We start from the raw sequence: 23,453 nt of genomic DNA, 5'->3' as shown, positions 1-23,453 counted from the left end.
CTATTTGGTCCTAGTAATTGATTAACCTTGATGCTGTCAATCGATTCGCTTTGGTCTTTTAAAAATTGCCGTAATAAACTTTGAACAATTCAGAAGAATAGATTGAATGTTCAGGTAGTTGTGCCCCATTTTCCAACAAGTCTTGCTTAGTTAGACCATTTAGGCTGTCGACAATAAAGATATGCGCCTTTGCGTATTTTTCTAACAGCTTGAAGCTGATTAATCCCAAGTCATAATCGGCAGTTGAATGATATGCGTAGCTAGAGATAGCCCAGCCCGTGGAAATAGCCTCTAGGTCATCGAATTTCGAAAATGGCGGGTGAAAGTGGGTTTCATCTGCAGCAGGATCTTGATAATAAAAGTCAGCGGTTGGTAGAGCAAATGTATCGACCGCTTTCTTAAAGATATTAAGAAGACGGGGGCTACGGTTGGTTATAAGTTGCATGGCTGGAATCGCTTGGTTGCTCTTAGCTTGTATTGGTCCTTCTTTCGTTAGAGCGATTAGGCCAAGCTTTTCCGGACGCAACACCATCAACATATTATCGCGAACAAATTGGTGATTCTGCTCAATGAATAGATCCGTAGCGCCAACACCAGGATGTTCGTGATCACCCACAGACAGAATGAGTAGGCCGTGTCCTCGATCTTCTATCGGGCGAGAGGCATAGTGCTTGGCTGCTGCCATCACCATTGCTGCAGTCCCTGCGTTGTCATGTAGGCCATAGAAATAGCTATCCGAATGGAACGTCATCACAACATATTTATCTGATGTACCCGGAATAAAACCGTAAACATTGGATGACGAACGGACAGAGCCATCTTCCATTTCGCCTTGTACACACATTCTAATCTTCAATGGCTGATCTTGTTCTGCTCGATCTAGCAGTTTTCTCAAGTACAATCCATCATCGTAACCTAATGAGATCCAAGGCAGTGCTGTACCGACTGAGTCTCCGCCACCCATAGCTCCTACTCGTGTCGCTATTTGTTTTGCACCTGGTAAAGTCCACCAAGCAATAACACCGGCCGGCATACCATATTGGCCAGTAGCAATACGTGAGTAGGCGGTTCGTGCACTGGAATACATTGGGCCGCCACCTGAGAAATCGGCTTGCAGAAGCACTATCTTGCCGGTCAAATCTCTGCCTGATAGTTCAGCTGCTGTTCCTTGCCCAACATAAATAACTTCAGCTTCAACGCCTTCTGCAGGTGTTTGCCCCGATGGGAACGGTGTAATTGCTTCGTTGAAGGTATGGGGCGTGGTCAGTTCGTTCGAAACCGTAACAGTCAATTCATTGAGAGTTGGAAGCCACTGTGGGGTGCGGATCGGGAATTCATCTTGGCGTACGTCATCAATACCAAATGATCGAAGCGTTTGTGCGACGAGATCTTGGGCTTGTTGTTCATATTGGGTTCCTTGAATTCGTCCCCACAAGATGTTGCCATCGGCACGTGACTGCTTTGAAATATCAACAAGTTTCATCGCGAAGCTTTCGATGTCATCTGCGAGGATATCATCGAACGTACTGTCTTTGACGTAAGGTCGCAGTGTCTCTTCCATTTCAAGGGCATGGAAATGGGTTTCATGCAAAGTTTGCATTGTTTGGCGAAGCTCTTCTGGTTTTTGAAATGAGATATCCGATAAAATCTTGATCATCTCTTCAGGAGAGCTTGCCATGTTTTGAGTTGGCTTTTTGGTAGGGTTAGTCATTTATGACCTCTGTGTTTAGTTATTAATTTGACTTAATACTATCGAGCCGAGGGCACTCCGGAAACGAAACTAAAGTAACAAAATCTATGTCATTTTATGTTATAGTTAACTTACTGTTTAATATGAATTACATTAGCTTTTGATTGTCAAAGAAATCACCGATTTCAAACGTTTGTTGTTCAATGTTTTGGTTGTTTTCTTTTGCTGTGTCGATTGCGCTTAGTATCTTTAGACCTGTGTTGTAAGAAAAATAATAGGTTACAAAAGCTAACAGGAATAAAGGAAAGAGTCGTTTTAACATGGCATGAATCCCTTTAATATTGATTTGTAGCAGTATTTTTAAAGCGCGGAATCAGGGGTATTGATCCATACTGATGATGTAGGGGCAGCAGGGTAGATGAACACCTGATTAATTTGGCTTGCAATAGAACGCTTTCCGAACGGCGTTGTTATGTTGTCTCATGTGATTAAGCGGTAACTCGTGTTGGCATGTGTTATTGAGTACATCCACTGGTTACGCGAAATACTATAAGAAAGCCCCTTTAATAGGGGCTTTAGAATGAGTGAATCCGCCGAAGCTAGGCTTGGTAGGTCACGTTTCCAGACATAATCGTAGTTTTGACTTGTACCTTGTCTAGCTGGCTCGGTGAGATGTTAAGCGGGTTTCTATCAACAATCATCATGTCAGCCACTTTTCCTACCTCTAGCGTACCGTGCGCCTCTTCTATTTTGAATTGTTCAGCAGCCCACAAGGTATAACCTTTTATTGCTTGCTCCACTGTGATCGCTTCTTCGGCATTCAACACATCACCTGTATATGTCTCGCGGGTTACCGCTGCTTTAATTGACTGCCATGGTGCAGTTGGGGTTACTGGTGCGTCATTGTGCAGTGTCGGGTGTAAGCCATGGTCAACAGCTGTCTTAACTTTGAACGTATGGTGGAGGTCTTCATCTTTGAAGTAGTCGTGAATAATCTGACCGCCAGTCCAGTAAAGGTGACCCATAATGAAACTAGGGCGAGTATTTAGCGCTTTCATGCGTTCAAATTGTGGAGTTTCGGTTAATGAAAGATGGTGTGCTAGAGACATGAAATTACTTACGTCATGACCGTTTTCTTGTGCAGTTTTACGAGCGTGTTCAACCGCGTCTAACGCTGCACTGAGCGCTTGTTCTCCATTAGCGTGGAAAACAAAGTCGATACCTAACTGAGCTGCAGCCCCTGCAGTTTGGTTGAATATCTCTTGAGTCCCCCATAACGGGCGAGGTAGATTTTTAAACTCATCATTCTGATATTCCAACTTTGTTGCTGCATTGCCGCCTTGTACTGAACCGTCGGTAAAGGCTTTCAAAAAACCAATGCGGAATTTGTCCGTTTGGTATTCAGCGCGCTGAGCAATGACTTGAGCAAAGTCAGGGTAGTTATTAACTATCCCTCCCACTACACGAACGTTGAAGTTGTCATCGCGTGAAGCTTCGACAAGTGTCCCTAGTGTTTTTGGAGACATGATCATAAGGTCTGAAGTGACAGTGATGCCTTGACGCGCATATTGTTGAGAAGCTGCTACAACATCTCGCACTTCTGGGGTTGGGAATGTCCCTTTATAGGCATGCATAACTGCGGCTTGACCCAAAATCATGCCTGTAAGCTCACCATTTTCATCTTTGATGTATTCAGAATTTGGTGGCACTTCAGAGTCTTTGGTTATGCTCAGCTCTTCCATAGCTTTGCTGTTCAACCAACCGCCGTGGCCTTGCATTGTAATAAACATTGGTAGTTCTGGGTGCGTTGCATCGATCTCAGCTAAAGATGGTATCTCTTGTTTCTTGACATCCCAGCCAATCCCCATCAACCAACCATCTTTATTTGGTGTCATCGTACGAAATGCAGCCATCATTTCGTCCTGCTTTTGGTATTTGAAGAAACTCAGATCATGCATGGACTCCATATTACCGCATAGTAAGATATGACTGTGATTCTCAATAAAGCTTGGCATCAGAGTTTGGCCTGCCAGGTCGATTAGTTTTGCTTTCGGAAATTGTGCTTTCAGGTTTTGTTCTGATCCCACGGCAATAATATGACCATTTTCTGTGACGACCGATTCAACGCTTGGATTGTTGTCGTTCATTGTTAGGATTGATCCACCGAAATAGAGAGTTTGATTGTTATTCATTGTCGATACCTGTGCATTAGAGGAAGAAGTTGAACACGTATTGGTTTCACTGCTGAACAGTTTTCTGAATATTCTTGCGATCATGGTTTGTGCCTCGCTTTGTGTTACCGATGTAAGACCACTTTTTTACTGTAGTGGCCTTAGGTAATCGTTTTTGTCGGTTATTTTTGTTAAAAATGGGGTAGGTTTGTAGGGCTAACTTTTGTTCTGCATAAGTGAGCGACGCGGTAATCCACGACAGATAACGAGTCCTGAAGCTACGATCAACATCAGTGCTAACATAGTTTTGATTGCTGAGTTATGGCGTGCTTCTGCGTTGATCGCGAGAATAATATCTTGCTCTACTTCATTTGCTGTAATGTCGGAAATCAACATACGGAAGTCATCATTGCTCGTGAAAGGTAGTGCAGGGATATTGAGTACAGCTTGTTTGGTTTGAGCCGTTAACGCCTCATGTGCGTTTACATCATTCTTCAGGTTGCCAGTCAAAGAGAACATCAACACAGAACCAAGAACAGCTACGCCAAATGCTTGACCGACATTGCGAGATGTCGCTTGAATACCACCAGATTGTTCTGCGTCACGTTGTTCTAATGCAGACGTTACAGTGATAGAAGCTTGAGTCATAAGAACACCAACACCGAAACCAAAGATAGCTAAGCCAATGTGCTGCAGTGCGTTCACACCAGCTTCTGTGATCCCAAATGTTGCAATGATCAACCCGATGAAAGAGATAGAGAAGCCTGTCAGACAAACGGTTCTTACCGTTAGGTTGGCCATCTTAGCTGGCGCTATCACTGTCCCTAAAATCATACCTATTGCAAACATTGTCATCAGAAGGCCGGCGGCCATAGCGCTGGCACCACCTACGACTTGCACGTAAGCTATGTTGATGAACAGGGAGCCGAACATTAGAAATACAATCGCGCATAAGTACAAACCAATTAGAACCTGTTTGTTTTTGATAAACGCAGATGGAATCAGAGCGGTGCCATGTTTCGCTTCAAAACTTGATTCCCATTTCAGGAGAACAAATAGTGTCGCGAGGCCAAAGATGACGAGAGGCAGAGCAGGTGAAATGCCCATTAGAGTCACATCTGATATTGGCGCGATAAGCCCCCAGTCTGAAATCTTCAGTAGCCCGACAATCGTTGAAAGTAGCCCGACCGAAGATAGTAATACACCGACAATATCGAACTTTCCTTCGAACTTAGCTTTTGGCATTGCTTCAAGTTTGAATGTCGCGAAAAACACCAAAATGAAGTACGCAGTAACGCCAAAGAAAGAAATGGTAAAGCCAAACTTATCAAGCGCAGCTCCCATCGCGAGTGGCACGATAGCCGTTGCTACGCCGACTGCGCCAGCGATACCTGCAAAGGCGATTGCTTGATCTTTACCTTGGTAGAGCCCTGCGACGTGCGCCAAGATCGCAGGAACCAGGAACACAGCACCAAGGCCCGCAGCAACACGACCACCAAAGATCAGAACATCCATATTTGGTGAAAGAGCCGCAATAGCACCAGAAGCAGCAAGCAGTAATGCACCTAAACGGAGCTGGCGTCCCCATCCTAGAAATAAACCTGTTAAACCACCAACAATCATGCCTGCACCTGCAATTAATGGGTACATCGCATTGGCGAATTGAATTTCGGGCATGGTGGCGCTTAGTTGAGTGATCAATGCTTCGGTTGCAACGGCGAACCCGCTGTTGTCGAGCATCGTACCTAACTGGGCGAGTATAAGAATGCCTAAGCTCAGCCATTTGGCTTTGCCTGCAGTCCCTTTTATTTCAGCGTCAAGAGTTGTACTCATCAGATACCTCGGTTGTTTATTTGTTATTTGAATAGTGTGTCGAATTGGTGATTATTATTGAGGTGATAAGCTACTATGGCTAACAACAAAAAATAAAGTGTCGTGACTTTGTAAGTTGCTGTTTGTATTGGTTTTATTTGTTTCGTGTCATTTTTTGTTTTGTGGCGTTATTGATTTGTATAACTGCGGATCGTAGTTCCATCATACTCAGGCTTTACAGGTGTGTTTGCTCGTCCGCTGTTTAAATCTTCGGGCCAAAAGGATTGATAGTATTTTTGGGGATAGGCGACCAATTAAGCGTATTTCGAAACATGACCTGTGCTTTAGTAGCAAAGTGCTTCCAGCGTAAGTTAAGTTAGTGCTATAGGTGGCTGCTAATATTGTTGCCAAAGGTAAAAAGAAGCCGCTAGGTCTTGGAGGTAGCGGCTTCTTTTTATGGATACTAAGTATGATGTTATTTCAAATGGAAAGAAGCGTCAGAAAGTATAATTCAGTGATGCTGATAGTAGCCATTCGCGGTGAGTAAAAAAGTCGATATTCGAATTGTTCTTTCTCGTACCCATAAAAGTTGCGACACTCCAGTTATCCCAACTTCCAAGATCCTTGTATTCGTAAGCAACAAACAGTTTGTAACTATTATCCGTTCTAGTTTTATTGAATACAGGATTGTCGGTACGATAGTCGCTATGAGCATAGTTACCAGTGATAGCTAAGCCGTAGTTTGATGAGACAAAAAAGTAAGATGCTTCTAAAGCGTATCTATTGTGTTGGTTTGCTTTGCCCTCAGCATCGTGAAAGGTGTAGCTCACACCATAGTTAATACCTGATTGAACGTTCAACATTGAGAGGTACTGTCCTTTGATGTAGTACGCTTGGCTATCACGCTCTAAAAGCTCATGGGGAACATGCTCTTCATCGACCTCTGCGTATGCATAAGCCATGTCTAGCGACAGGTTACTTTGTGAAATATTGCTCAGTTTCATCCTCACGGCACCGCCGTTTACGTCAGTTTTTACTCTAACATCATCGAGGTCGTAAGGATTGGTCCAAACTTCACCGGGAATCACGGTTGGCAGATATGCCAAATCAAAAGTGGTACCGGAGTCTAGCTTGGTTTGATAACCAAATTCGAAAGCCAACGTACCAACGGATAAGTCATCACGAGAGGTACCCAAATACAAGCGGTGCTCATGGTTTTCACCAAAATCAAAATTCAAAATACCGAGTGGGGTAACAATAACTTTGTTCCCGTCATCACCACGGCTTTGATCTTTACCTAAGTTTGGGTTGCCTTCAGTGTAGAGGTTTGAATCAGAGTGGGTGTAGAGTGTGGCAAAGAGTATCTCGCCACTGAATTGGTTCCACTCTAAAGAATATGCATTGTGTGCTGTTGTTATAGAAGTCAGGGCAACCAAAGATAATTTTATCGCGTTCATAACAATCTCAATAGTAAGCTTACTTTAAATCATCCTTATTGATGGCTTTAAACATTCAGTCCATTAAATTGTTTCTTAAGACATGGTAGTCAAAAAAGAAAAGTGCAGCGTGGATGCTACCTAGCCTCTAAGTTGGAGAGCTATTCGCATGAATTAGGAGTGAATTATTAGTAGATCAGGCGGATAAAGCTAACTACAAAAAGTGACTTCAAAAAGTGAGTGTAACCACATGAATTTAAATGGTAATTATTTTTTGTCACTTTTATTTTTTGTTGTTTTTAGTATTGATAGTGGCGGGAATTAGCTTTTTTGGTCCTTGAGTAGAAAGGTAAAATGGTAAGGAGTATCGGTAATTAATGGAATTGTTATAAATGTTGTAATCGATGGCCTCATGCTTTTTAATTAAAATCTAATTCTTGTTATATGAATACGATCGCTAACTCATAATCACTAATCATGCATTGTATTTACTTAACGTGTGTATGTTGTTAGATAGCGTGCTATGACGAGCTTCATTCACACCCCGTGATTCATCTTTGTAGGTGGTAGTGCGTTATTTGGAAAGCGAAGCGTAAAAAGCCGCTATGTCTCTCAAATCTTGATCATTGAGCTTACTCAGTTGCGCTCGCATCATATCCGCGTAGTCGCCTTGTCTTTCCCCATTTTGGTAAGCTTTCATTGTATTAAAGAGATAGGTTGGATCTTGACCAGAAAGCTTGGGATACGAGTTATCAGTCGACGGGCTGGTGGGGTTATGACAAAAAACGCAGCTTGGCGATTTTACTTTACCTAGTTCAGCGTCGCCAAAATCAGAGGCATGAAGGCTGAAGGATAGCGCTAGCAATATTAGAGCGAAGGATGGGTTTTGCACGTTTTTACTCCGGTAAAAACATGACTATAAAGCTTACCTTAAGGGGAAGTTCAAGTTCTATTTGCAATAGATGAGCATTTACATATGGTTTAGAGTGAGTTTTTAAAGCTTTGTTAGGAAAGTCGTGCGCAAATGGGAGCTGCTAAGCTTTTTGAAAAGCTATGAGTCATAGAGTTGAAACGTGTCGTGAGGCTTGAGTTTTTGTGATGCGCAGTTGTTAGATCTCAGGGCAGAAACTTGTTAAGGGGGAACTTGCACCAAGCTTTGAAAGGGGACTTTCCTCAACTGCCATAGTGCTTGTTGGTAACTCTAATTTACTATTATCTTTGTATTGTAGTTATACATTGAGCTTCATATCGGGTTGTATAATAGTCTCTAAACTATTGATAAAATATGCTTTTCTTATCGCTTCTTTGCGGTTTGTGACATTTATTTTTTTATATATATTGTATACGTGCGTCTTGACCGTACTTTCTGAAATAAATAGTTCGTTTGAAATTTCTAAATTTGAGTCTCCTCTAATCACGCGCTTAAATATTTGAACCTCTCTTTTCGTAAGGCTAGAGAGTATTACTTTTGACTTGAAAGTGTAATCGTGTCTATTAGATAGAATATGTGACATTAACTTTCTCGGTAGCCACAAATCGTCGTCACACACTGTTTTTAAACAACGGGTAAGGTGATCAATAGGAGCGTCCTGATAGATGATTCCTTTTATATTAAACAAGTTGAATAATTGAATTACGGTAATACTCTGTCCGGTAATGTCAGCAGGAACATCGTAGACTACCCATTTATTTGATTCTATTTTTGATAAAATGATGTTGATATCTTCGATATTTGCTAATAGTAAGTAGCTAATAAGGATGACATCGAAAGTCTTACGGTTACTCGAGCGGCCAATGCTTGTCATACATTCTCTGCTAAAAGAAAAATCACTGTATTTTTCTATTTCGCGCTGAATAAACTGGTTGTTAATACCGTTGTCACCAATTAGGAGCATGTGCTTTAAATTATTTCTATGCATAACTTATCCCGAGCCTGGTAAATCAAGTTTTGATTCTATGACGTTGTGTTTTATAAAATTGAGCTCTGCGGCTTAATTTTTACATAATTGCATAATTGCATAATTGCATAATTGCATAATTATGGTTGCTGTGAAAGTCGAGGTTCAATAGAAATTTGTAATATATCGTCATATTTCCCTCCTGGTTTGTTCTCTGTTTCACCAATGACAAAATTCAAAGGTATAGGTTGACCAATCGTAGCGTCAAGACGTTGAATTCTCGCATCCAGTTGCTCAAGGTTTATTCTGTCGCTATCGAGGGAAAGTTGGTATGGAATATCCCACTTAGTCTCATTAGATTCATGACGTAGCATTCCTTGATGAGATGATTCGAATACGATGGTATAAGCTGTATTGCTTTGAACCCATAAGTTAGGTGCAGAGCGAATAATCTTGTTTGAATATAATGTCCCTAGGTCAAGGTCATAATGTTGTTGGGTTAATCCATAAAAATGAATTTTTGCAGCAGGCGGAACGTTAACAGATACCGGGAGTGAACTAGGGCTAATTTCTATTTGTTTACTATTTGAGGTATAAGAAGGCGAGACTTCCAATAACCCTCGATAGGTTCCTGACGCTAACCATTGTTTACTTGGGAAACGCATTTTTATCGTTGCCGAAGGTTGGTTTTCGGTTAATGATAAGTGCCATTGATTAGCCACTGACATACCAATCTGCCCACTCCATTCAAAGCCGAGTTTTGCTTGGTTTACCCCTTTTAACGATCGACTGGTATCGTTAAGTTGTAAAATTAAGTCTAATTTGCAGGGTTCGCCAATTATGATCGCATCTATACGGTAAGTGTTTATTGTTGCGAACGTTCCTGCGCTGAAAACATCATATTGTGATTTCGATGAGACGGGTTGAATAGCCAAGGCACTGGCTTCACACGCCAATGCCGAAGGTACATGGCTTATGGCGATGAGGAACAAGGCTCCCCAAAGAACTTGTTTATTCCACATAAACATCTCCTAGTCTTATCAAGTTGTCACTGCGTTCACTGAGGGTAATGATGACTGATTCTTGTTCTTTAGTGTCGAGTACCAATTGATATTTTCCCGGCTTTAATCCAGAGATTGCGAATATGCCGTTACGATTGGTAAAGAAGTCAATCGGCAACTGTTTTGCCTCACCAAGGTGATGTGCTACACCAGCGACAAGTGAAATAGGGTTGTTACTTTGACGATCGAATAGCTTGCCAATAACAGTTAATACAGCATCAGATCCGATCTGTAGCTGGAATCCCCGTTTATAACCAGGCTTAATCCAAAAAGCACCATCGCCTAAGTCATACCCTGGTGGCAAGTTATCGACCTCGTAACCGACTACTTGGCCATTATAAGCAACAAGGTCAGGAACCATGGCACTTGCATCTCCTTTAATGTAAACGCGTGCGTACTCACCATCTTTTGTTGGGTCGACAGCCACGTCATTTTTTGCGAGGCTTTCGTGCTTGCTAACAATAGCAAATGCTTCGCGCACTGGTCTGCCGAGCGTCACAGATGAACCTGCAAAAGCAAGGGCACTACTTATCGTCACATCAGTACTGTGATTTCGTGTTTCACCACTAATGTCTTCAAGCCGCGAAGCGTGGGTCGCGTTTAATTCATAACGGTTAGCCGTGTAGTTAATACCAGCATCCATATCGGCATCCGTTTCTTCGTTAGTAATGACACTCGCAAACGCCGACATCCCCCCTGTGTTACCAATATTATTCTGATAGCTGTAATCTAAGGCGGCTTCATTAAGCTCTGTGGTGTAACGACCGACAACACGAGTTTGTCGACTAAGAGGCCAGCTTATGGTGACAGTAGTGCTGATATCATCGTCTTCGGTTGCGTTATGCCGATAGTTAACGCGTGCACTCCAGGTGGCGGGAGTATCAAACAGTCCGTCTGATAAACTCGGGCTAATCAGCCAATAATCGTTCTCTTTGTCTACTCCCGAGCGATAATTGAGGGTCATGGCCGCGCGTAAAGACTGACCAAGGTAAATAGAGCTGAATGCAGATACATAATGGGTGGTTAAGTTGATATCGATATCGGAAGCATCAACCCCTGAGACCCCAGCAAAATTGTTGGTCAGATATTCATAGCTCACACTCAGTTGTGGGGACAGCGTATTCGTATTGGAAAATTCCGCATCGAACGCAAATTTGTAAGCGTCGCCAGTTCCAAATGTAGGGTGTTCGCTACGCGAAGCATTGAGTTCAGTGACGCCCCATGTAGAAGCGAATAACGCGGTAGCACCATATTGGTAAAGATCTTCACGGGTTTGGAAGTTGGTACCTAACGTTAACCAAGGATTAATACCCACATCGACATAACCATGGAAAATACGCTCGTTGGTTAGGTATTCTAGTTGTCCATTTTGTAATTCAGAGGGTGCTCCATACATGACGCTATATTCAAACTCACCGCTATTGAGCAAGTTGTTCCCGGTCGCAACAGAGAACTCGATGCGTTCTTCATTCCCGGAGCGGTCGGTGATGACGAGTACAATATCATTGCTACCTTGCGCTAGAGGTATGTCACTAAGGTTATAGCTACCAGCGCCTAGTGTTAATCGCTGGACTGCAATCCCATCTATATAGACATCGACATTTGAAGCCCTTTGAAGGGTGAATGATTGATTGGCTCGTGGTCGCGCATTTCTGGTTGGAATGAGTGTGAAATCTCGCGTTAACCCAATACCAAGTATGTCGGTACTGTCCTGAAAAGATTGACCACTGTTGTACATATCGCCGAGGACAAGTCGTGTGCCTTGCTCTGCAAAGTCAATATTAAGACGAGATCCTTCTCTTACGTATCTCGAATCTTGTGATGAGCTGTTTTCTAAATAGGATTCGTACTCAAAGTTTAGAAAACCAATGTTAAGTGCGGAGTCGAATTGACCGCGATAGAGATCTTGCCTTGACGAATTCTGGTCCACATATTGGGTCTCATTGGCCGAAAGGGCAAAGTTAACGTACCCACTTAATAAACTTGGTTCGGCATAGTTATAAAAATCATCTGCGCCGTTCATAGACAGTTGTTGGGTTAGGCTAAATTCAGGCGGTACTGTCACGATACATTCTAATGATGAGAAATCGAAACTCAGCCCCAGTCCTACGCTCTCGAAGTCGTTCTGTGACAGCATCTCATCGTCAGTCGTATCATTGAGCTTCCCAATGCCCTCCTGAGTTACGACGGACGAAAGGAGGGAGAGTGTACTTTCCTTAGGTAACAAAATTTCGTTGTTTGCGGTAATGATAATGTCCGCTTCCCCAAGTATGGTGTCACTTATCCTTAGCAACGAGGTAAGTTGAATATCTCGTCCTGTTGGGTTTAAGACCATTTCTTGGCCCCAAGCAGTAGGACTTAAGGCGGCACAATAAAAAAGTACTAATCCCAAGACATACAAAATTTGCCACATCTTGTGATAGGGTTCAGTTTTCATGCCCATGATAAGTGCCCACTGGTAAGTAATTTAAAGAAGAAGGCAAAGTAATAATGGAGCGTGGTGGAATAAACTGCTCACCTAAAGCCTCATGTACTTTTTGGCTCTGAGATTCGAGCCCCGCAAAATGAAGTAACGATGTGTAGGTAAATCGCGATCCTGAATTAGTGAGTGTTAGCTTGCCTTGCTCATCTATGCGCAATTTCACGTCAGGCTCTAACGACGATGAGTGAATGTGCAGCAACGCATTGTAGTGAACTTGTAAGTTGATACCGGTTGTTAAACCGATGGGTTTATCTGTTCTCGCGTTGTTCTGTCCAATATTCACGGTACTGAAACGAATGAAATAACTTTGAGAGGTTTCGAGTGTTCTATTTCCCAACCATTGTATACGGAATACTTGACGTTCTCCGGGGGCCAACATCGCCGCTGGTGGAAACACAAACATCTCTTCACTCGCTAGATCAGATGTCTCGAATGTACCATCAGATAAGAATTTTAATCGACGAACGTTAGCTTCAAGTGGGAGAGCTTGTGTTGAGTTGTTAGTCACAACTAGTTGCGACGTTGCTCTGTGATCTGTGTTGAGCTCAATGACGGTTGGAAACAGTGTTATGCCAAACGCTTGTGCACACAGAAAGCAATAAATTAGCGCACCCCAAATATCACGTCTCATTGCTATTGATCCTGCTCTATTTCAATCGATAGGTTATTCACGTTGTAATTTTTAAGAGGCAGCATTTCAAAAAAACGAGTGGAGTAGGGAAGGACTAAAGTTCCAGGAATACGCTTAGCGATTTCTACGCCTTTTAAATATGTCGAATTTTTACCATCAGATATCTTCCATGTTGTATTGGTTAATCGACCATAACTATTACCACTGTTAAGTACTTCAAGAACCCATTTGTTGTTTTTGGTATTCTGTTCGATACTTTTAATTTCTAGCTGAGAAGCTGTGTTCTGAGGTCGGACGTTAATAAGCGTATTAAATTGCAGTAACAGACTTACTTGTCCTTGGTTGCTGCTTGCTCTTTGAACTTGTACTTGCTTAACAGCAATTCGATACGCTTTAGATTCTGTGATGGAAGGATCGCCTAAATAGCGCACCATAATAGATTGTGATCGTCCAGGTTCAATAATCGCGGTCACTGGAATAACTAGTAGCTCGTCATCAGCAGGAGTGGTGGTCTCTTTGCCATATTTGTCCATTGTCATATATACCGGAGACAACTCAACCGTGAGCGGTTCTTGAGAAGAATTCTCAACCCTCATGGTCATTTGAGCTCTTTTGCCAAGCGGCGTCATTTCCATAGACATCGGTTCTACTTTGAACGCATGAGCGGACAAACAAGTGAACGACAATAAAAACAGAACGGTCCATTTATGTATGATCCATTGATACATAGCGATAAGCTCCAAATTAAACTTACGTCGTTGAGATTGAGGCTAAGATTAAGTCGGAGGCCAAATAATAGCCCCCGACTTATTAACCTCTAATTTGAGGTGATATTTACGGTTAATGTATCTGAGTAGCCACCTGCCCATGGGGAGGTTTCTGTCGTCACAATATCAATAGATGCGGCAACACCTGTCGCTAATGCGCCAGAACCGCCATAAGAATTACTGACTGAAACGTCATTTAGACCTGGGCCCCCTGGTGCATTAAGCGTGAAAGGAGCTAAGCCTGAAGGATTAAATGTTGCATCGTATGTAAGGGCGTAGTCTTCGTTATCATCTGACTCTAGACCACCTTCAGCACTTGTCAGTGTCACAGTTGCACCATCGACGTCATTACACTTCATGTTAAGACCACTAACAGAAAGGTTTTGAATTTGAGATACGTTACCAAAGTCCATCAGTTGCGTTGAAAGACCGGTAACCTCACATACAGGTGAAACAAATCCAACTAACTGTACATCACCTGGAGCGGCTTGGACTTGAGCGCCAAAAATAGCTGTGACTGTTGCTGCGTAGAGTGTTAGCTTTTTCATTAGAAATTCCTTTATCTTAAATGATTGGCTCGAATACTGCTGAGCGTATGTTGTTCTGCAGATACATTGCAGAGTTTTCACTTTGTTACGCTATGAATCGAAGGGTAAACTTCGATCTCAATAACGTCTTGATAATAACCTGCGTAATGCAAGCTATTTTCGAGTGCTACCCTAAGATTCCCCTGTTGAGAGAACGGAATAACACCAGAACTGTCTATCATTACTGGTGAAGTAAGTTGGCTACTGTGCCTACTTTCATGAAGACGAATTTCGTCTATTTGTAATGACAAATTGTAACTTTCAATAATATCAAACCCTTGATGTTGATATTTTAAGCCTCCATATTTTGAGTTGATCGTTATACCCAACGGACGGTTACAATAAATATTAAAAGGCAACGATTGCACATCACGGTGTTCCGTAAAATTCATAATGTTGCCAGAAAAGAAGTTTATTTCGCATCGGTCTTTGATCTGACCACTAATTCCTAACGTTAAGCTATTAGCACTGGCATATAATGAAAGTGACAGACTGAAAATTAACGCTGAGACGATTAAGTTATGAAGAATTCGAAATGCTTTAACCATAATCTCACCTCTCAACGGTTGAATGTAACTTGTTGCTTAACTGTGAAAACTATATGTGCTTTAAAAAATGGTGAAGTAGTAAAAAAAGTTTATTATTTAAGAGAAGTATGAGTTTTAGTATGATTTTAATCTGAACCGAAGAGATTAAATAATTGGATAATAATACTATATTCAATTAGATAGTGGAGTTTCCCCCAATGTTTGAGTTGACGAGCGATTTTTATTTAATTGATAAAAGTAGAAGTATGGTCTACGTCGAGTGTATTGAGTTTTTTGATGGGCCGTTGTCATCACAATAGTTACAGTGTTATTAACGGGGAGGCTAATTTGAAAACTTAATTTATAAGTTGATTTTAGCGATTTTAAATTTTTATTTCGGAGAGGGGTACCTGCTGTTTGTTTATTGAAATTAGTTATTTAAACGAATTTTTTAGGGGAGGTTAACTCTAGTTTTAAATACCGTATGCGTGGTATTTAAAAGCTTGACATTATTATTACTAAGTTATTTACCTCTAGTGAACAGACAAAGCTTTAAGTCATTAATGAAATTCAAACTCAAAGGTTAATTGAATGCTTAAATTTAGGGATTATTCTTAGAAGGTATCCTTATAGGCCAAAATGAGATTGCGTTCTGTTCCAGTCAATCTAGTGTGTTTTCTAGAAAACCTACAGGTGTCGAAGGCTGGTTTTGTTGTGGAATTGTCTAACAAATTTGATGAAAAATTAAAGCTTCCCGAAGGAAGCTTTAGTGTTAATTGCGATAGAGGCTCTTCTCGTTAAGAGTTAAAGTGCATTTTCTAGCTTTGTTAGGAAAGTAGTGATGTCTTCAGAGCTGATATCTCTATGAGTAACAAATCGAACCGGGTTACCTGGAGACATCGTAATGCCTTGTTTGCCCAGTTCGCGAGCGATTCGGTTGATATCCACGGACTCATCTAACTTAGCAAACACAATGTTAGTTTGAATGAAATCAGGGTTAACAGAAAAGCCTTCTAACTTGCTTAGGCCGATCGCTAGGCTTTTCGCGTTCTCGTGGTCAGCTTTAAGTTGAGCAACGTTCTCAGTCAGTGCCATTTTACCTGCTGCAGCAAGAATGCCTCCTTGACGCATACCGCCACCAACCATTTTACGTAGTCGACGTGCTTTAGCGATGTACTCTTTACTACCAAGTAGCAGAGAGCCGACTGGAGCACCTAAACCTTTCGATAAACAAATTGTCATCGAATCGAAGTGTTGTGCGATCTCTTTAATGTCAACGCCGAGAGCGACTGCCGCATTGTATACGCGTGCGCCGTCTAAGTGCATTTGCAAACCGTGTTGGTTTACGAACTCACGAGCTTCCGCTAGGTAAGACATTGGCAGCACTTTACCATTGATCGTGTTTTCTAAACTAAGAAGCTTAGTACGAGCAAAGTGACTGTCGTCTGGCTTAATCGCAGCAGCAAGCTTTTTAAAATCTAAAGTGCCGTCTGGGTTGTTCTCGATTGGTTGAGGTTGAATCGAGCCCAATACCGCCGCGCCACCGGCTTCGTATTTGTAGTTGTGCGCCTGTTGACCACATAGGTATTCATCACCACGCTCACAGTGCGCCATTAGGCCGAGTAGGTTGGCTTGCGTACCTGAAGAGGTGAACATAGCGGCTTCAAAGCCAGTTTCGTTGGCTGCCCACTGCTCAAGCTCGTTTACTGTTGGGTCATCACCATATACATCATCACCGACTTCTGCGCTTGCCATTACATCGCGCATAGCTTGTGAGGGTTTAGTTACGGTATCAGAACGAAAGTCCATGTTTCTCTCCTAGAGTGTTATAGGTAGCCGCAGAGTTGGGCTTTACTTAAACAAGCGATAGTTTTTGTATCGGTGATTTGATCGTGTCGTATTTTATCTTGCAGTTCTTCTAAGCTCAGTTCGATCACTTCTATGACTTCATCTTCATCACATTCAAAGCGGGCAGTGAGGCTTAAGTCTTTTGCGACAAACAGATACTGTATTTCATCACAGAAGCCAGCCAAAGGGGTGACTTGCCCCAAGCTTTGAAAGGAAGTTGCGCTGTAACCGGTTTCTTCTTCCAATTCACGCTGGGCACATTGAAGAGGTGACTCATCAATTTCCATCGTGCCTGCAGGTAGTTCCAAAAGCCATTTCTTAAGAGAAGGGCGGAATTGGTTAATGAGGATGATTTTTCCAGACGAAGTGATAGGAAGAATAACTGCCGCGCCAGGGTGGTTTATTGTTGTATGTTTTACCACGACGTTCGTAGGGAGCGTCACGTTCTCTTCTATGAGAGAAATACTTTTCCATTTATGGATAACTTTACTCATGCAGTCTGGCCACATTCCTTGCCAATTTTTCGTATAACGGAAGACGTGCACCACCATAACGTCTATGGTGTCGAAAATAAAAGAAAAATTAGGTTTCGCATTAGATTTAGTTTCACGCCGTTCGTGATGTTACTCTCATAATTGGAATCTATGATTGCGCCAAAATTACCGACGTAACCATCTGATATAAATGCAACTCAATAATAAAATACACTTGTAACAAAGTGCTAACAAATGTATAAAAACAATTCTACACTCTCAACTGTTCAAAGATTTTCGGAGTAACGCATGAACCCTTCTATTTCTTCACATGCTGACAAGGCGCTACTCTCTGAAAGAATCAATAAATTAGCGCATGCTCTTTCTGATGGTGTCTACGAAAGAGAAGACACAATTAAGCTTTGTTTACTGGCTGCTTTGGCTGGTGAAAGTGTGTTTCTATTAGGCCCTCCGGGCATCGCAAAAAGCCTTATCGCTAAACGTCTTATTCAGGCTTTTGACAACAGTAGTTACTTCGAATATTTGATGACACGTTTCTCTACTCCCGAGGAAGTGTTTGGCCCACTAAGTATCCAAGAATTAAAAGACAACGGTCGTTATGTCAGACTGACCGAAGGCTACCTACCAACAGCACAAGTCGTATTCCTCGATGAGATCTGGAAAGCCGGCCCTGCAATCCTAAACACGCTACTGACTGTCGTTAACGAAAAGACTTTCAAAAACGGCAGTGATATTGAACGTGTACCGATGCGTCTACTAGTGTCGGCATCCAACGAACTTCCAGATGAAGACAGCGGCTTGGAAGCACTCTACGACCGTATGTTGGTACGCGTGTTCGTAAACCGTATTCAAAACAAACAAAACTTCAAATCGATGCTGACCACGGGTACTTCTCAAGAAGCGGTAATTCCAAAAGGTTTGGCGATTACGGATATTGAATACCATCAATGGCAGAAAGAGCTCGATAAGCTAGAACTGACAGACAATTCGTTTGATAAGTTGTTTGAACTGAAAACCATGCTTGAAGAGACGGTTAAGAAGCAAGGCTCTGCGTCAGAGTCAGAATTGTATGTATCAGACAGACGATGGAAGAAGGCCGTTAAACTATTGAAAGCGAGTGCGTTCTTCAGCGGTCGCGATAGCGTGAACCCGCTAGATATCATGCTTCTGCAAGATTGTTTATGGCATAGCCCTGAATCGCGCGATGTAGTTCGTAGCGTGGTGAAAGACTTTGCATTGAACCGAGCGTTTGATCAACAAGAATCGAAAGCTCAAATCGAGATGTCTCGTGAAGAGTTAGAAGAGATTCAAGACGATGTTGAATCGACGCTATCAGTTTCGCTCTCTATGGAATCAACCAGCGGCTTGTTGCGAAAAGACGTTTACCAGAATGATATCAAGAACGCGAAAATGTACAGCGTAGGCAGTGCATACAATCTAGTGAAACTGGTTATGCTGCAAAGCAACATGTCGGTGTCTGAATCTGAGAAAGGCGATAGCCGTTGGGTCTACGTAGCCAAAGACGATTTTGATCGTGTTCTTAAAGAAGGTCACGGCGATATTTACGGCTACGTAAACGAAAATAAAAACCTATGCCGTTTAAAACTCGACTTGGATGCATCGAACCAATTAGTGATTAAAGACATTGCCAATCGCTCTGTCTTGGTGAGCGTTGTTACCACAGATGGTTTGGACCAAGAACTGTATAACAAGTGGTTAAGTGGTGCTGAAAGAGCGCTAGAACAGTTAACCGAAGCGGAATTCAAGTTAAAGCGTGTTCGTACTGAATTCCATGATGCGTTGCCTCACAACTATATTGACCCTGACTTGCCGAAAGCGATGGAAGCAAGTTTGCAAGCGGTCACGCAAGATCTTGAAACCACGAAAGTGAAGAGCAGCAAGATTGCTCAGCGTATTAAGTTTATGAGCCAGTACTTCGAGTAAGAGGAGAGCATATGTTAGGAGCAGACGGCTTAAACCTCGCTTTGATGGTAGCTGATTCCGGAATCATTGATACCGCGATGAATGACCTCATCGCTCGTTCTCAAGTCATGATGGCTGCAGAGAACAAAGGTGTGAAAACATCAGTGAAAAACCACTTAGTTAAATGGCGCGGTAAAGTTAAAAAACGCGTTACTAAGGTATGTGAAACTGATCGATTCCAAGAGGAAATCGCCCTTTATCAAGAAGTGATTTACTGGGATGAACCACAGTTCTTTGATGAGATTGACAGCGTTATCAAAAAGCTGGAGTGGCATTCCGCGTTTTATCTACAAGCTCGACGCCTTATGGAGAACAACAAGGGCGTTTATAACGCGATGTTTCCACACTACTTTTGCGACCAATGGTACCAATCACTTTCTGATGCGATTAAGCAAGCTCAAGTAACCGAACTTGAAACAAGCAAAGAAAAAGTCTTAGCCGATCTTTATCAGCGCATGGAAACTATGAAAAACATGGACAAAGTGACTGAGTCGGGTGATGAAGGCAGTGTAGGGCGCTTGTGGGACATGGCTTCTGCCAAATTAAGCAAAACAGACCTTACCATCATGAAGCGTCATGCTGAGTTCTTGAATAAGCACAAGGGCTTGCAAGAGATCGCTGAAAAGCTAGGCCGTATGGCTGGTGAGGAAGATGATCCTTCGCTACACAAAGCCCCTGTAGAAGAATTGCAGATGGTTGAAGAGAAAAGCGATGAAGCGGTTGATGATATTGTAGGAATTCATGAAAGTGATGACCTGAACAAAATGCTGCCAAACGAAACCATGTTCCTAGCTTATCCTGAACTTGAGGTTATCTTTTACAAGCACTTGGCCGACAAGCGTTTACTGAGCTATCGTTCGCAAGGTAAATCACGCACGTTACGCAAAGTGAAAGCGCAAAAACCAGATAGCAAGAACATCGATATTGAAAAGGGTCCGTTTATCGTCTGTGTGGACGCTTCGGGCTCTATGAGTGGTTTCCCTGAGCAGTCCGCTAAAGCAATGGCTTATGCTTTGATGCAAATCGCTCTTGCGGAAGAGAGAGACTGTTACGTGATTCTGTTCTCTTCTGAGCAGATTACCTATGAGTTAACAAGGCAAGATGGCCTGCGTGAAGCGAGCGACTTCTTAAGTTACTCATTTCACGGCGGTACGGATTTAGAACCTGTTCTTATGAAGTCGATTGACTTGATGACGGGTGATAAATACAAGAATGCCGATTTAATCGTACTTTCTGACTTTATTGCACCGAAACAATCAGACGAAATGATTGCTCAAGTTGAAAAGTTGAAAGAACACAAAAACCGTTTCCATGCGGTTAGTCTTTCTAAGTATGGTAACCCTCAACTTATGACGATGTTTGACCACTGCTGGGCGTATCATCCGAGTCTTGTCGGTCGTTTCATGAAGAAGTGGTAGCGCTAGAACATCTTGTTTAACTCGATTTTGCTGTGTGTTTTTTGATTGAAGAGATCGAACATGCAGCAATTTGATTTAAATGTCAGCAAACGGAATTTAAATTCACTTTTTTGTTTGACTATCTCCCCTCAATCCGTAAAGTAGGCACCCGAACACAGCGGTGCGGCTTGCTTAAGTCCCTAAAGTGTTGAATTAAAAAGGCGCCTTGGCAGAGTGGCTATGCAGCGGATTGCAAATCCGTGGACCTCGGTTCGACTCCGGGAGGCGCCTCCATTCTTTCTCTTATTTTGATAAGTTAAGAGATAATAAGAATGAAAATGCGATACTAGCTCAGTTGGTAGAGCACAACCTTGCCAAGGTTGAGGTCATCGGTTCGAACCCGATGTATCGCTCCAAATTTTGTAGTGTTGATTCATTTCGACATTAAGATGGTGTTTTACTTTTCAGTAATCGGCATCGCAATAAAGAATTGCGTGCCCTGGTGGTGGAATTGGTAGACACAAGGGATTTAAAATCCCTCGACGTTCGCGTTGTGCCGGTTCAAGTCCGGCCCGGGGCACCATCTATTTGATTGTTACCTCGCTTGGTATTAATCAAAAGAGTTGTTCTCTTAAAACACTATTGAAGGCGCCTTGGCAGAGTGGCTATGCAGCGGATTGCAAATCCGTGGACCTCGGTTCGACTCCGGGAGGCGCCTCCATCATCCAGAAAAAACCAGTCCTAGTGACTGGTTTTTTCGTTTCTGGCCCCGCTAAAAGCTTCCTACGCACCCATTTCAATGCTTATCAAAGAAATCTTTGTTACGGATATACTTGCTCATTAAGTGGTAAGAGAAAGGTCTTATCAGCCAACTAAAGATAGAGCGACCAAGACGGATTAAGGTTGGAGTGTTCTCGTAGATTCGTCCGTTATAAAGCCAAAGCACTTTGCCTACATGCCAATAGAGCAAAGGAACCGGTGGCATGAAGGTCACGATGTCGATGTCACAGCAAATTCGGTAGGTTTTCTTACTCATGCGATAGTGCTTTCGAAAGCTCCAGTCACCAATGGCGGGTTGGCCAAAGGTCACTATTCGCTTAATACAGCCTGGATACTTTTTATCAAAGTAATCAGCGAAGACACAACCGATAGCGCCTCCGGAAGAGTGGCCAGTAATAGACACTCTTTTGCCTTGTTCGATGAGAGGTGTGAGCGTGGCTTCCAAGCGCTCAATAACGGTTAAGCCAAGCTTATCTTCATTACGACTTGGCTGGCTCTCTTGAAACATCAGATGGTAGAAGCCCGCATGCACACGATAATTGAGCCCAATTCTCTTACAGCTTCTTGTCCATAGAGCAAAGGTCAGTAGCCAATCTGAGATACTGTGCGATCCTTTGATAACCACAACTACTTCATCTTTGTCGCTACTCCACAACACTCGAATCATGGTTTTACCAAACTGGTTCTTGATGATGCGTTGTCCATTAGGGTCAAAACCATAGCGAGTTTGTTTAAAAACCCTAGGGTAGGCGAGGTTACAAAGAACGGCATAGCGCTCATATTGATATCGTTTTAGTGGTTTCACATGTTTACTTCTTAATAAGAGTTACTTAAAACTCTAGTCGTTGAATGTGAAATGCACATGAAAACGCCATTTGCTTGGTTTAAAACAATAAAATCACCGCATTCAATTGGTATTTGAATCAATGGTTGTCAGTGATTTGTTCGTTTAAATTAGAAATCCAAGTATAAGAACCGTACAAGCTGCACTAAATTTATTCTTTTGAGTTCGATAATTAATCACTTGAATTAAAAGATAAAATTTATTGTTGACGAATTTTTTCCATCCGTTAAAGTACACCTCGTTCTCACGGCTTAGGTCACTGAGAGATGGTGTTTTTACTTTTCAGTAATCGGCCTCGCAAGATTGCGTTGCCCTGGTGGTGGAATTGGTAGACACAAGGGATTTAAAATCCCTCGGCGTTCGCGCTGTGCCGGTTCAAGTCCGGCCCGGGGCACCATCTATCTAGCTTCTACTTTTTGAGTAGAGTGATGAACAAAGAGTTGTTCTCTTAAATCACTATTAAAGGCGCCTTGGCAGAGTGGCTATGCAGCGGATTGCAAATCCGTGGACCTCGGTTCGACTCCGGGAGGCGCCTCCATTCTTTCTCTTAGTTTGATAAGTTAAGAGATATTAAGAATGAAAATGCGATACTAGCTCAGTTGGTAGAGCGCAACCTTGCCAAGGTTGAGGTCATCGGTTCGAACCCGATGTATCGCTCCAAATTTTGTAATGTTGATTCATTTCGACATTAAGATGGTGTTTTACTTTTCAGTAATCGACATCGCAATAAAGAATTGCGTGCCCTGGTGGTGGAATTGGTAGACACAAGGGATTTAAAATCCCTCGACGTTCGCGTTGTGCCGGTTCAAGTCCGGCCCGGGGCACCATCTATTTGATTATTACCTCGCTTGGTATTAATCAAAAGAGTTGTTCTCTTAAAACACTATTGAAGGCGCCTTGGCAGAGTGGCTATGCAGCGGATTGCAAATCCGTGGACCTCGGTTCGACTCCGGGAGGCGCCTCCACTATTCAAAGTTGAAAGGCCAGCAGAAATGCTGGCCTTTTTGCTATCTGAAATTCTAAACCCTCTCATGCTATCTCCAAA

Annotated in this window: 18 protein-coding genes and 9 tRNA genes; 11 read left to right on the top strand and 16 right to left on the bottom strand. The window is 42.5% G+C overall.

The genetic code is table 11. The features are described 5' to 3' along the window. Nucleotides 1-58: 58 nt before the first annotated feature. The 15 genes from MSG36_RS09850 to MSG36_RS09780 form a co-directional block, all read right to left on the bottom strand. On the bottom strand, nucleotides 59-1,711 hold the full coding sequence (locus MSG36_RS09850) for a M28 family peptidase (protein WP_248367548.1): 1,653 nt from the start codon (nucleotides 1,709-1,711) through the stop codon (nucleotides 59-61). A 127-nt stretch (nucleotides 1,712-1,838) separates the two neighbouring features. Further along, a complete protein-coding gene (locus MSG36_RS09845) occupies nucleotides 1,839-2,012 on the bottom strand; it encodes a hypothetical protein (RefSeq protein ID WP_248367545.1) in 174 nt (57 codons plus the stop codon). 277 nt (nucleotides 2,013-2,289) lie between these two features. Continuing rightward, the gene (locus MSG36_RS09840) at nucleotides 2,290-3,882 is read right to left on the bottom strand and encodes an amidohydrolase (protein ID WP_248367544.1); all 1,593 of its coding nucleotides are present in this window, start codon (nucleotides 3,880-3,882) and stop codon (nucleotides 2,290-2,292) included. 195 nt (nucleotides 3,883-4,077) lie between these two features. Continuing rightward, nucleotides 4,078-5,694, bottom strand: a complete 1,617-nt coding sequence (locus MSG36_RS09835) for an MFS transporter (protein WP_248367543.1) — start codon at nucleotides 5,692-5,694, stop codon at nucleotides 4,078-4,080. 476 nt (nucleotides 5,695-6,170) lie between these two features. Beyond that, nucleotides 6,171-7,130, bottom strand: a complete 960-nt coding sequence (locus MSG36_RS09830) for a DUF2860 family protein (protein WP_248367542.1) — start codon at nucleotides 7,128-7,130, stop codon at nucleotides 6,171-6,173. A gap of 553 nt (nucleotides 7,131-7,683) precedes the next feature. Further along, nucleotides 7,684-8,001: a cytochrome c gene (locus MSG36_RS09825; RefSeq protein WP_248367539.1), complete on the bottom strand. Its 318-nt coding sequence runs from the start codon at nucleotides 7,999-8,001 to the stop codon at nucleotides 7,684-7,686. A gap of 337 nt (nucleotides 8,002-8,338) precedes the next feature. Then, complete coding sequence (locus MSG36_RS09820; protein ID WP_248367536.1) at nucleotides 8,339-9,028, bottom strand: response regulator transcription factor; 690 nt, start codon at nucleotides 9,026-9,028, stop codon at nucleotides 8,339-8,341. 119 nt (nucleotides 9,029-9,147) lie between these two features. Further along, nucleotides 9,148-10,029, bottom strand: coding sequence for a hypothetical protein (locus MSG36_RS09815; RefSeq protein WP_248367533.1), 882 nt, complete (start codon nucleotides 10,027-10,029; stop codon nucleotides 9,148-9,150). Continuing rightward, nucleotides 10,019-12,403 carry a fimbria/pilus outer membrane usher protein gene (locus MSG36_RS09810; RefSeq protein WP_248367846.1) on the bottom strand — a complete coding sequence of 795 codons (2,385 nt, stop codon included), beginning with the start codon at nucleotides 12,401-12,403 and terminating at the stop codon, nucleotides 10,019-10,021. Before MSG36_RS09810 ends, MSG36_RS09815 begins: the two co-directional genes overlap by 11 nt. Nucleotides 12,404-12,494: 91 nt before the next feature. Then, the gene (locus MSG36_RS09805; protein ID WP_102479224.1) at nucleotides 12,495-13,181 is read right to left on the bottom strand and encodes a fimbria/pilus periplasmic chaperone; all 687 of its coding nucleotides are present in this window, start codon (nucleotides 13,179-13,181) and stop codon (nucleotides 12,495-12,497) included. Between the two features lie 2 nt (nucleotides 13,182-13,183). Next, nucleotides 13,184-13,909 carry a molecular chaperone gene (locus tag MSG36_RS09800; RefSeq protein WP_048668843.1) on the bottom strand — a complete coding sequence of 242 codons (726 nt, stop codon included), beginning with the start codon at nucleotides 13,907-13,909 and terminating at the stop codon, nucleotides 13,184-13,186. Nucleotides 13,910-13,998: 89 nt separating this feature from the next. After that, nucleotides 13,999-14,496: a hypothetical protein gene (locus MSG36_RS09795; RefSeq protein WP_017058208.1), complete on the bottom strand. Its 498-nt coding sequence runs from the start codon at nucleotides 14,494-14,496 to the stop codon at nucleotides 13,999-14,001. Between the two features lie 77 nt (nucleotides 14,497-14,573). Further along, nucleotides 14,574-15,098, bottom strand: coding sequence for a hypothetical protein (locus MSG36_RS09790; protein WP_248367530.1), 525 nt, complete (start codon nucleotides 15,096-15,098; stop codon nucleotides 14,574-14,576). A gap of 768 nt (nucleotides 15,099-15,866) precedes the next feature. Next, a complete protein-coding gene (ltaE, locus tag MSG36_RS09785; RefSeq protein WP_248367528.1) occupies nucleotides 15,867-16,871 on the bottom strand; it encodes a low-specificity L-threonine aldolase in 1,005 nt (334 codons plus the stop codon). A 17-nt stretch (nucleotides 16,872-16,888) separates the two neighbouring features. Then, nucleotides 16,889-17,404, bottom strand: a complete 516-nt coding sequence (locus MSG36_RS09780) for an NUDIX hydrolase (RefSeq protein ID WP_248367525.1) — start codon at nucleotides 17,402-17,404, stop codon at nucleotides 16,889-16,891. A 288-nt stretch (nucleotides 17,405-17,692) separates the two neighbouring features. On the opposite strand from MSG36_RS09780, the gene MSG36_RS09775 reads away from it, so the two are divergent. The 6 genes from MSG36_RS09775 to MSG36_RS09750 all read left to right on the top strand — a co-directional run bounded on the left by MSG36_RS09775 (nucleotide 17,693) and on the right by MSG36_RS09750 (nucleotide 21,505). Next, nucleotides 17,693-19,348, top strand: coding sequence for an ATPase RavA domain-containing protein (locus tag MSG36_RS09775; RefSeq protein WP_229648400.1), 1,656 nt, complete (start codon nucleotides 17,693-17,695; stop codon nucleotides 19,346-19,348). Between the two features lie 11 nt (nucleotides 19,349-19,359). Next, the gene (gene viaA / locus MSG36_RS09770; RefSeq protein WP_017070584.1) at nucleotides 19,360-20,805 is read left to right on the top strand and encodes an ATPase RavA stimulator ViaA; all 1,446 of its coding nucleotides are present in this window, start codon (nucleotides 19,360-19,362) and stop codon (nucleotides 20,803-20,805) included. A gap of 199 nt (nucleotides 20,806-21,004) precedes the next feature. Next, nucleotides 21,005-21,078, top strand: a tRNA-Cys gene (locus MSG36_RS09765). Nucleotides 21,079-21,124: 46 nt separating this feature from the next. Then, nucleotides 21,125-21,200, top strand: a tRNA-Gly gene (locus MSG36_RS09760). A gap of 80 nt (nucleotides 21,201-21,280) precedes the next feature. Continuing rightward, nucleotides 21,281-21,367: transfer RNA gene (locus tag MSG36_RS09755), tRNA-Leu, on the top strand. Nucleotides 21,368-21,431: 64 nt separating this feature from the next. After that, a tRNA-Cys gene (locus MSG36_RS09750) sits at nucleotides 21,432-21,505 on the top strand. Nucleotides 21,506-21,580: 75 nt separating this feature from the next. Here the strand turns inward: MSG36_RS09750 and MSG36_RS09745 are convergent. Beyond that, complete coding sequence (locus tag MSG36_RS09745) at nucleotides 21,581-22,369, bottom strand: lipase (protein ID WP_248367523.1); 789 nt, start codon at nucleotides 22,367-22,369, stop codon at nucleotides 21,581-21,583. Between the two features lie 349 nt (nucleotides 22,370-22,718). On the opposite strand from MSG36_RS09745, the gene MSG36_RS09740 reads away from it, so the two are divergent. The 5 genes from MSG36_RS09740 to MSG36_RS09720 all read left to right on the top strand — a co-directional run bounded on the left by MSG36_RS09740 (nucleotide 22,719) and on the right by MSG36_RS09720 (nucleotide 23,373). Then, a tRNA-Leu gene (locus tag MSG36_RS09740) sits at nucleotides 22,719-22,805 on the top strand. A gap of 67 nt (nucleotides 22,806-22,872) precedes the next feature. Beyond that, a tRNA-Cys gene (locus tag MSG36_RS09735) sits at nucleotides 22,873-22,946 on the top strand. 46 nt (nucleotides 22,947-22,992) lie between these two features. Further along, nucleotides 22,993-23,068 (top strand) — tRNA-Gly (locus MSG36_RS09730). Nucleotides 23,069-23,148: 80 nt separating this feature from the next. Further along, nucleotides 23,149-23,235 (top strand) — tRNA-Leu (locus MSG36_RS09725). Between the two features lie 64 nt (nucleotides 23,236-23,299). Then, nucleotides 23,300-23,373, top strand: a tRNA-Cys gene (locus MSG36_RS09720). Nucleotides 23,374-23,453: the final 80 nt, after the last annotated feature.

Source organism: Vibrio sp. 1CM8B (genome assembly GCF_023161685.1).
In the GTDB taxonomy this organism is placed as follows: domain Bacteria; phylum Pseudomonadota; class Gammaproteobacteria; order Enterobacterales; family Vibrionaceae; genus Vibrio; species Vibrio coralliirubri.
This window is presented reverse-complemented; position numbering and strand designations above follow the sequence as displayed.

What these genes read in the sequence shown, in the direction of transcription:
- MSG36_RS09850 (WP_248367548.1), bottom strand. Translation starts at nt 1,711, where the DNA reads ATGACTAACCCTACCAAAAAGCCAACTCAAAACATGGCAAGCTCTCCT.
- MSG36_RS09845 (WP_248367545.1), bottom strand. Translation starts at nt 2,012, where the DNA reads ATGTTAAAACGACTCTTTCCTTTATTCCTGTTAGCTTTTGTAACCTAT.
- MSG36_RS09840 (WP_248367544.1), bottom strand. Translation starts at nt 3,882, where the DNA reads ATGAATAACAATCAAACTCTCTATTTCGGTGGATCAATCCTAACAATG.
- MSG36_RS09835 (WP_248367543.1), bottom strand. Translation starts at nt 5,694, where the DNA reads ATGAGTACAACTCTTGACGCTGAAATAAAAGGGACTGCAGGCAAAGCC.
- MSG36_RS09830 (WP_248367542.1), bottom strand. Translation starts at nt 7,130, where the DNA reads ATGAACGCGATAAAATTATCTTTGGTTGCCCTGACTTCTATAACAACA.
- MSG36_RS09820 (WP_248367536.1), bottom strand. Translation starts at nt 9,028, where the DNA reads ATGCATAGAAATAATTTAAAGCACATGCTCCTAATTGGTGACAACGGT.
- MSG36_RS09815 (WP_248367533.1), bottom strand. Translation starts at nt 10,029, where the DNA reads ATGTGGAATAAACAAGTTCTTTGGGGAGCCTTGTTCCTCATCGCCATA.
- MSG36_RS09810 (WP_248367846.1), bottom strand. Translation starts at nt 12,403, where the DNA reads ATGGTCTTAAACCCAACAGGACGAGATATTCAACTTACCTCGTTGCTA.
- MSG36_RS09805 (WP_102479224.1), bottom strand. Translation starts at nt 13,181, where the DNA reads ATGAGACGTGATATTTGGGGTGCGCTAATTTATTGCTTTCTGTGTGCA.
- MSG36_RS09800 (WP_048668843.1), bottom strand. Translation starts at nt 13,909, where the DNA reads ATGTATCAATGGATCATACATAAATGGACCGTTCTGTTTTTATTGTCG.
- MSG36_RS09795 (WP_017058208.1), bottom strand. Translation starts at nt 14,496, where the DNA reads ATGAAAAAGCTAACACTCTACGCAGCAACAGTCACAGCTATTTTTGGC.
- ltaE (WP_248367528.1), bottom strand. Translation starts at nt 16,871, where the DNA reads ATGGACTTTCGTTCTGATACCGTAACTAAACCCTCACAAGCTATGCGC.
- MSG36_RS09780 (WP_248367525.1), bottom strand. Translation starts at nt 17,404, where the DNA reads ATGAGTAAAGTTATCCATAAATGGAAAAGTATTTCTCTCATAGAAGAG.
- MSG36_RS09775 (WP_229648400.1), top strand. Translation starts at nt 17,693, where the DNA reads ATGAACCCTTCTATTTCTTCACATGCTGACAAGGCGCTACTCTCTGAA.
- viaA (WP_017070584.1), top strand. Translation starts at nt 19,360, where the DNA reads ATGTTAGGAGCAGACGGCTTAAACCTCGCTTTGATGGTAGCTGATTCC.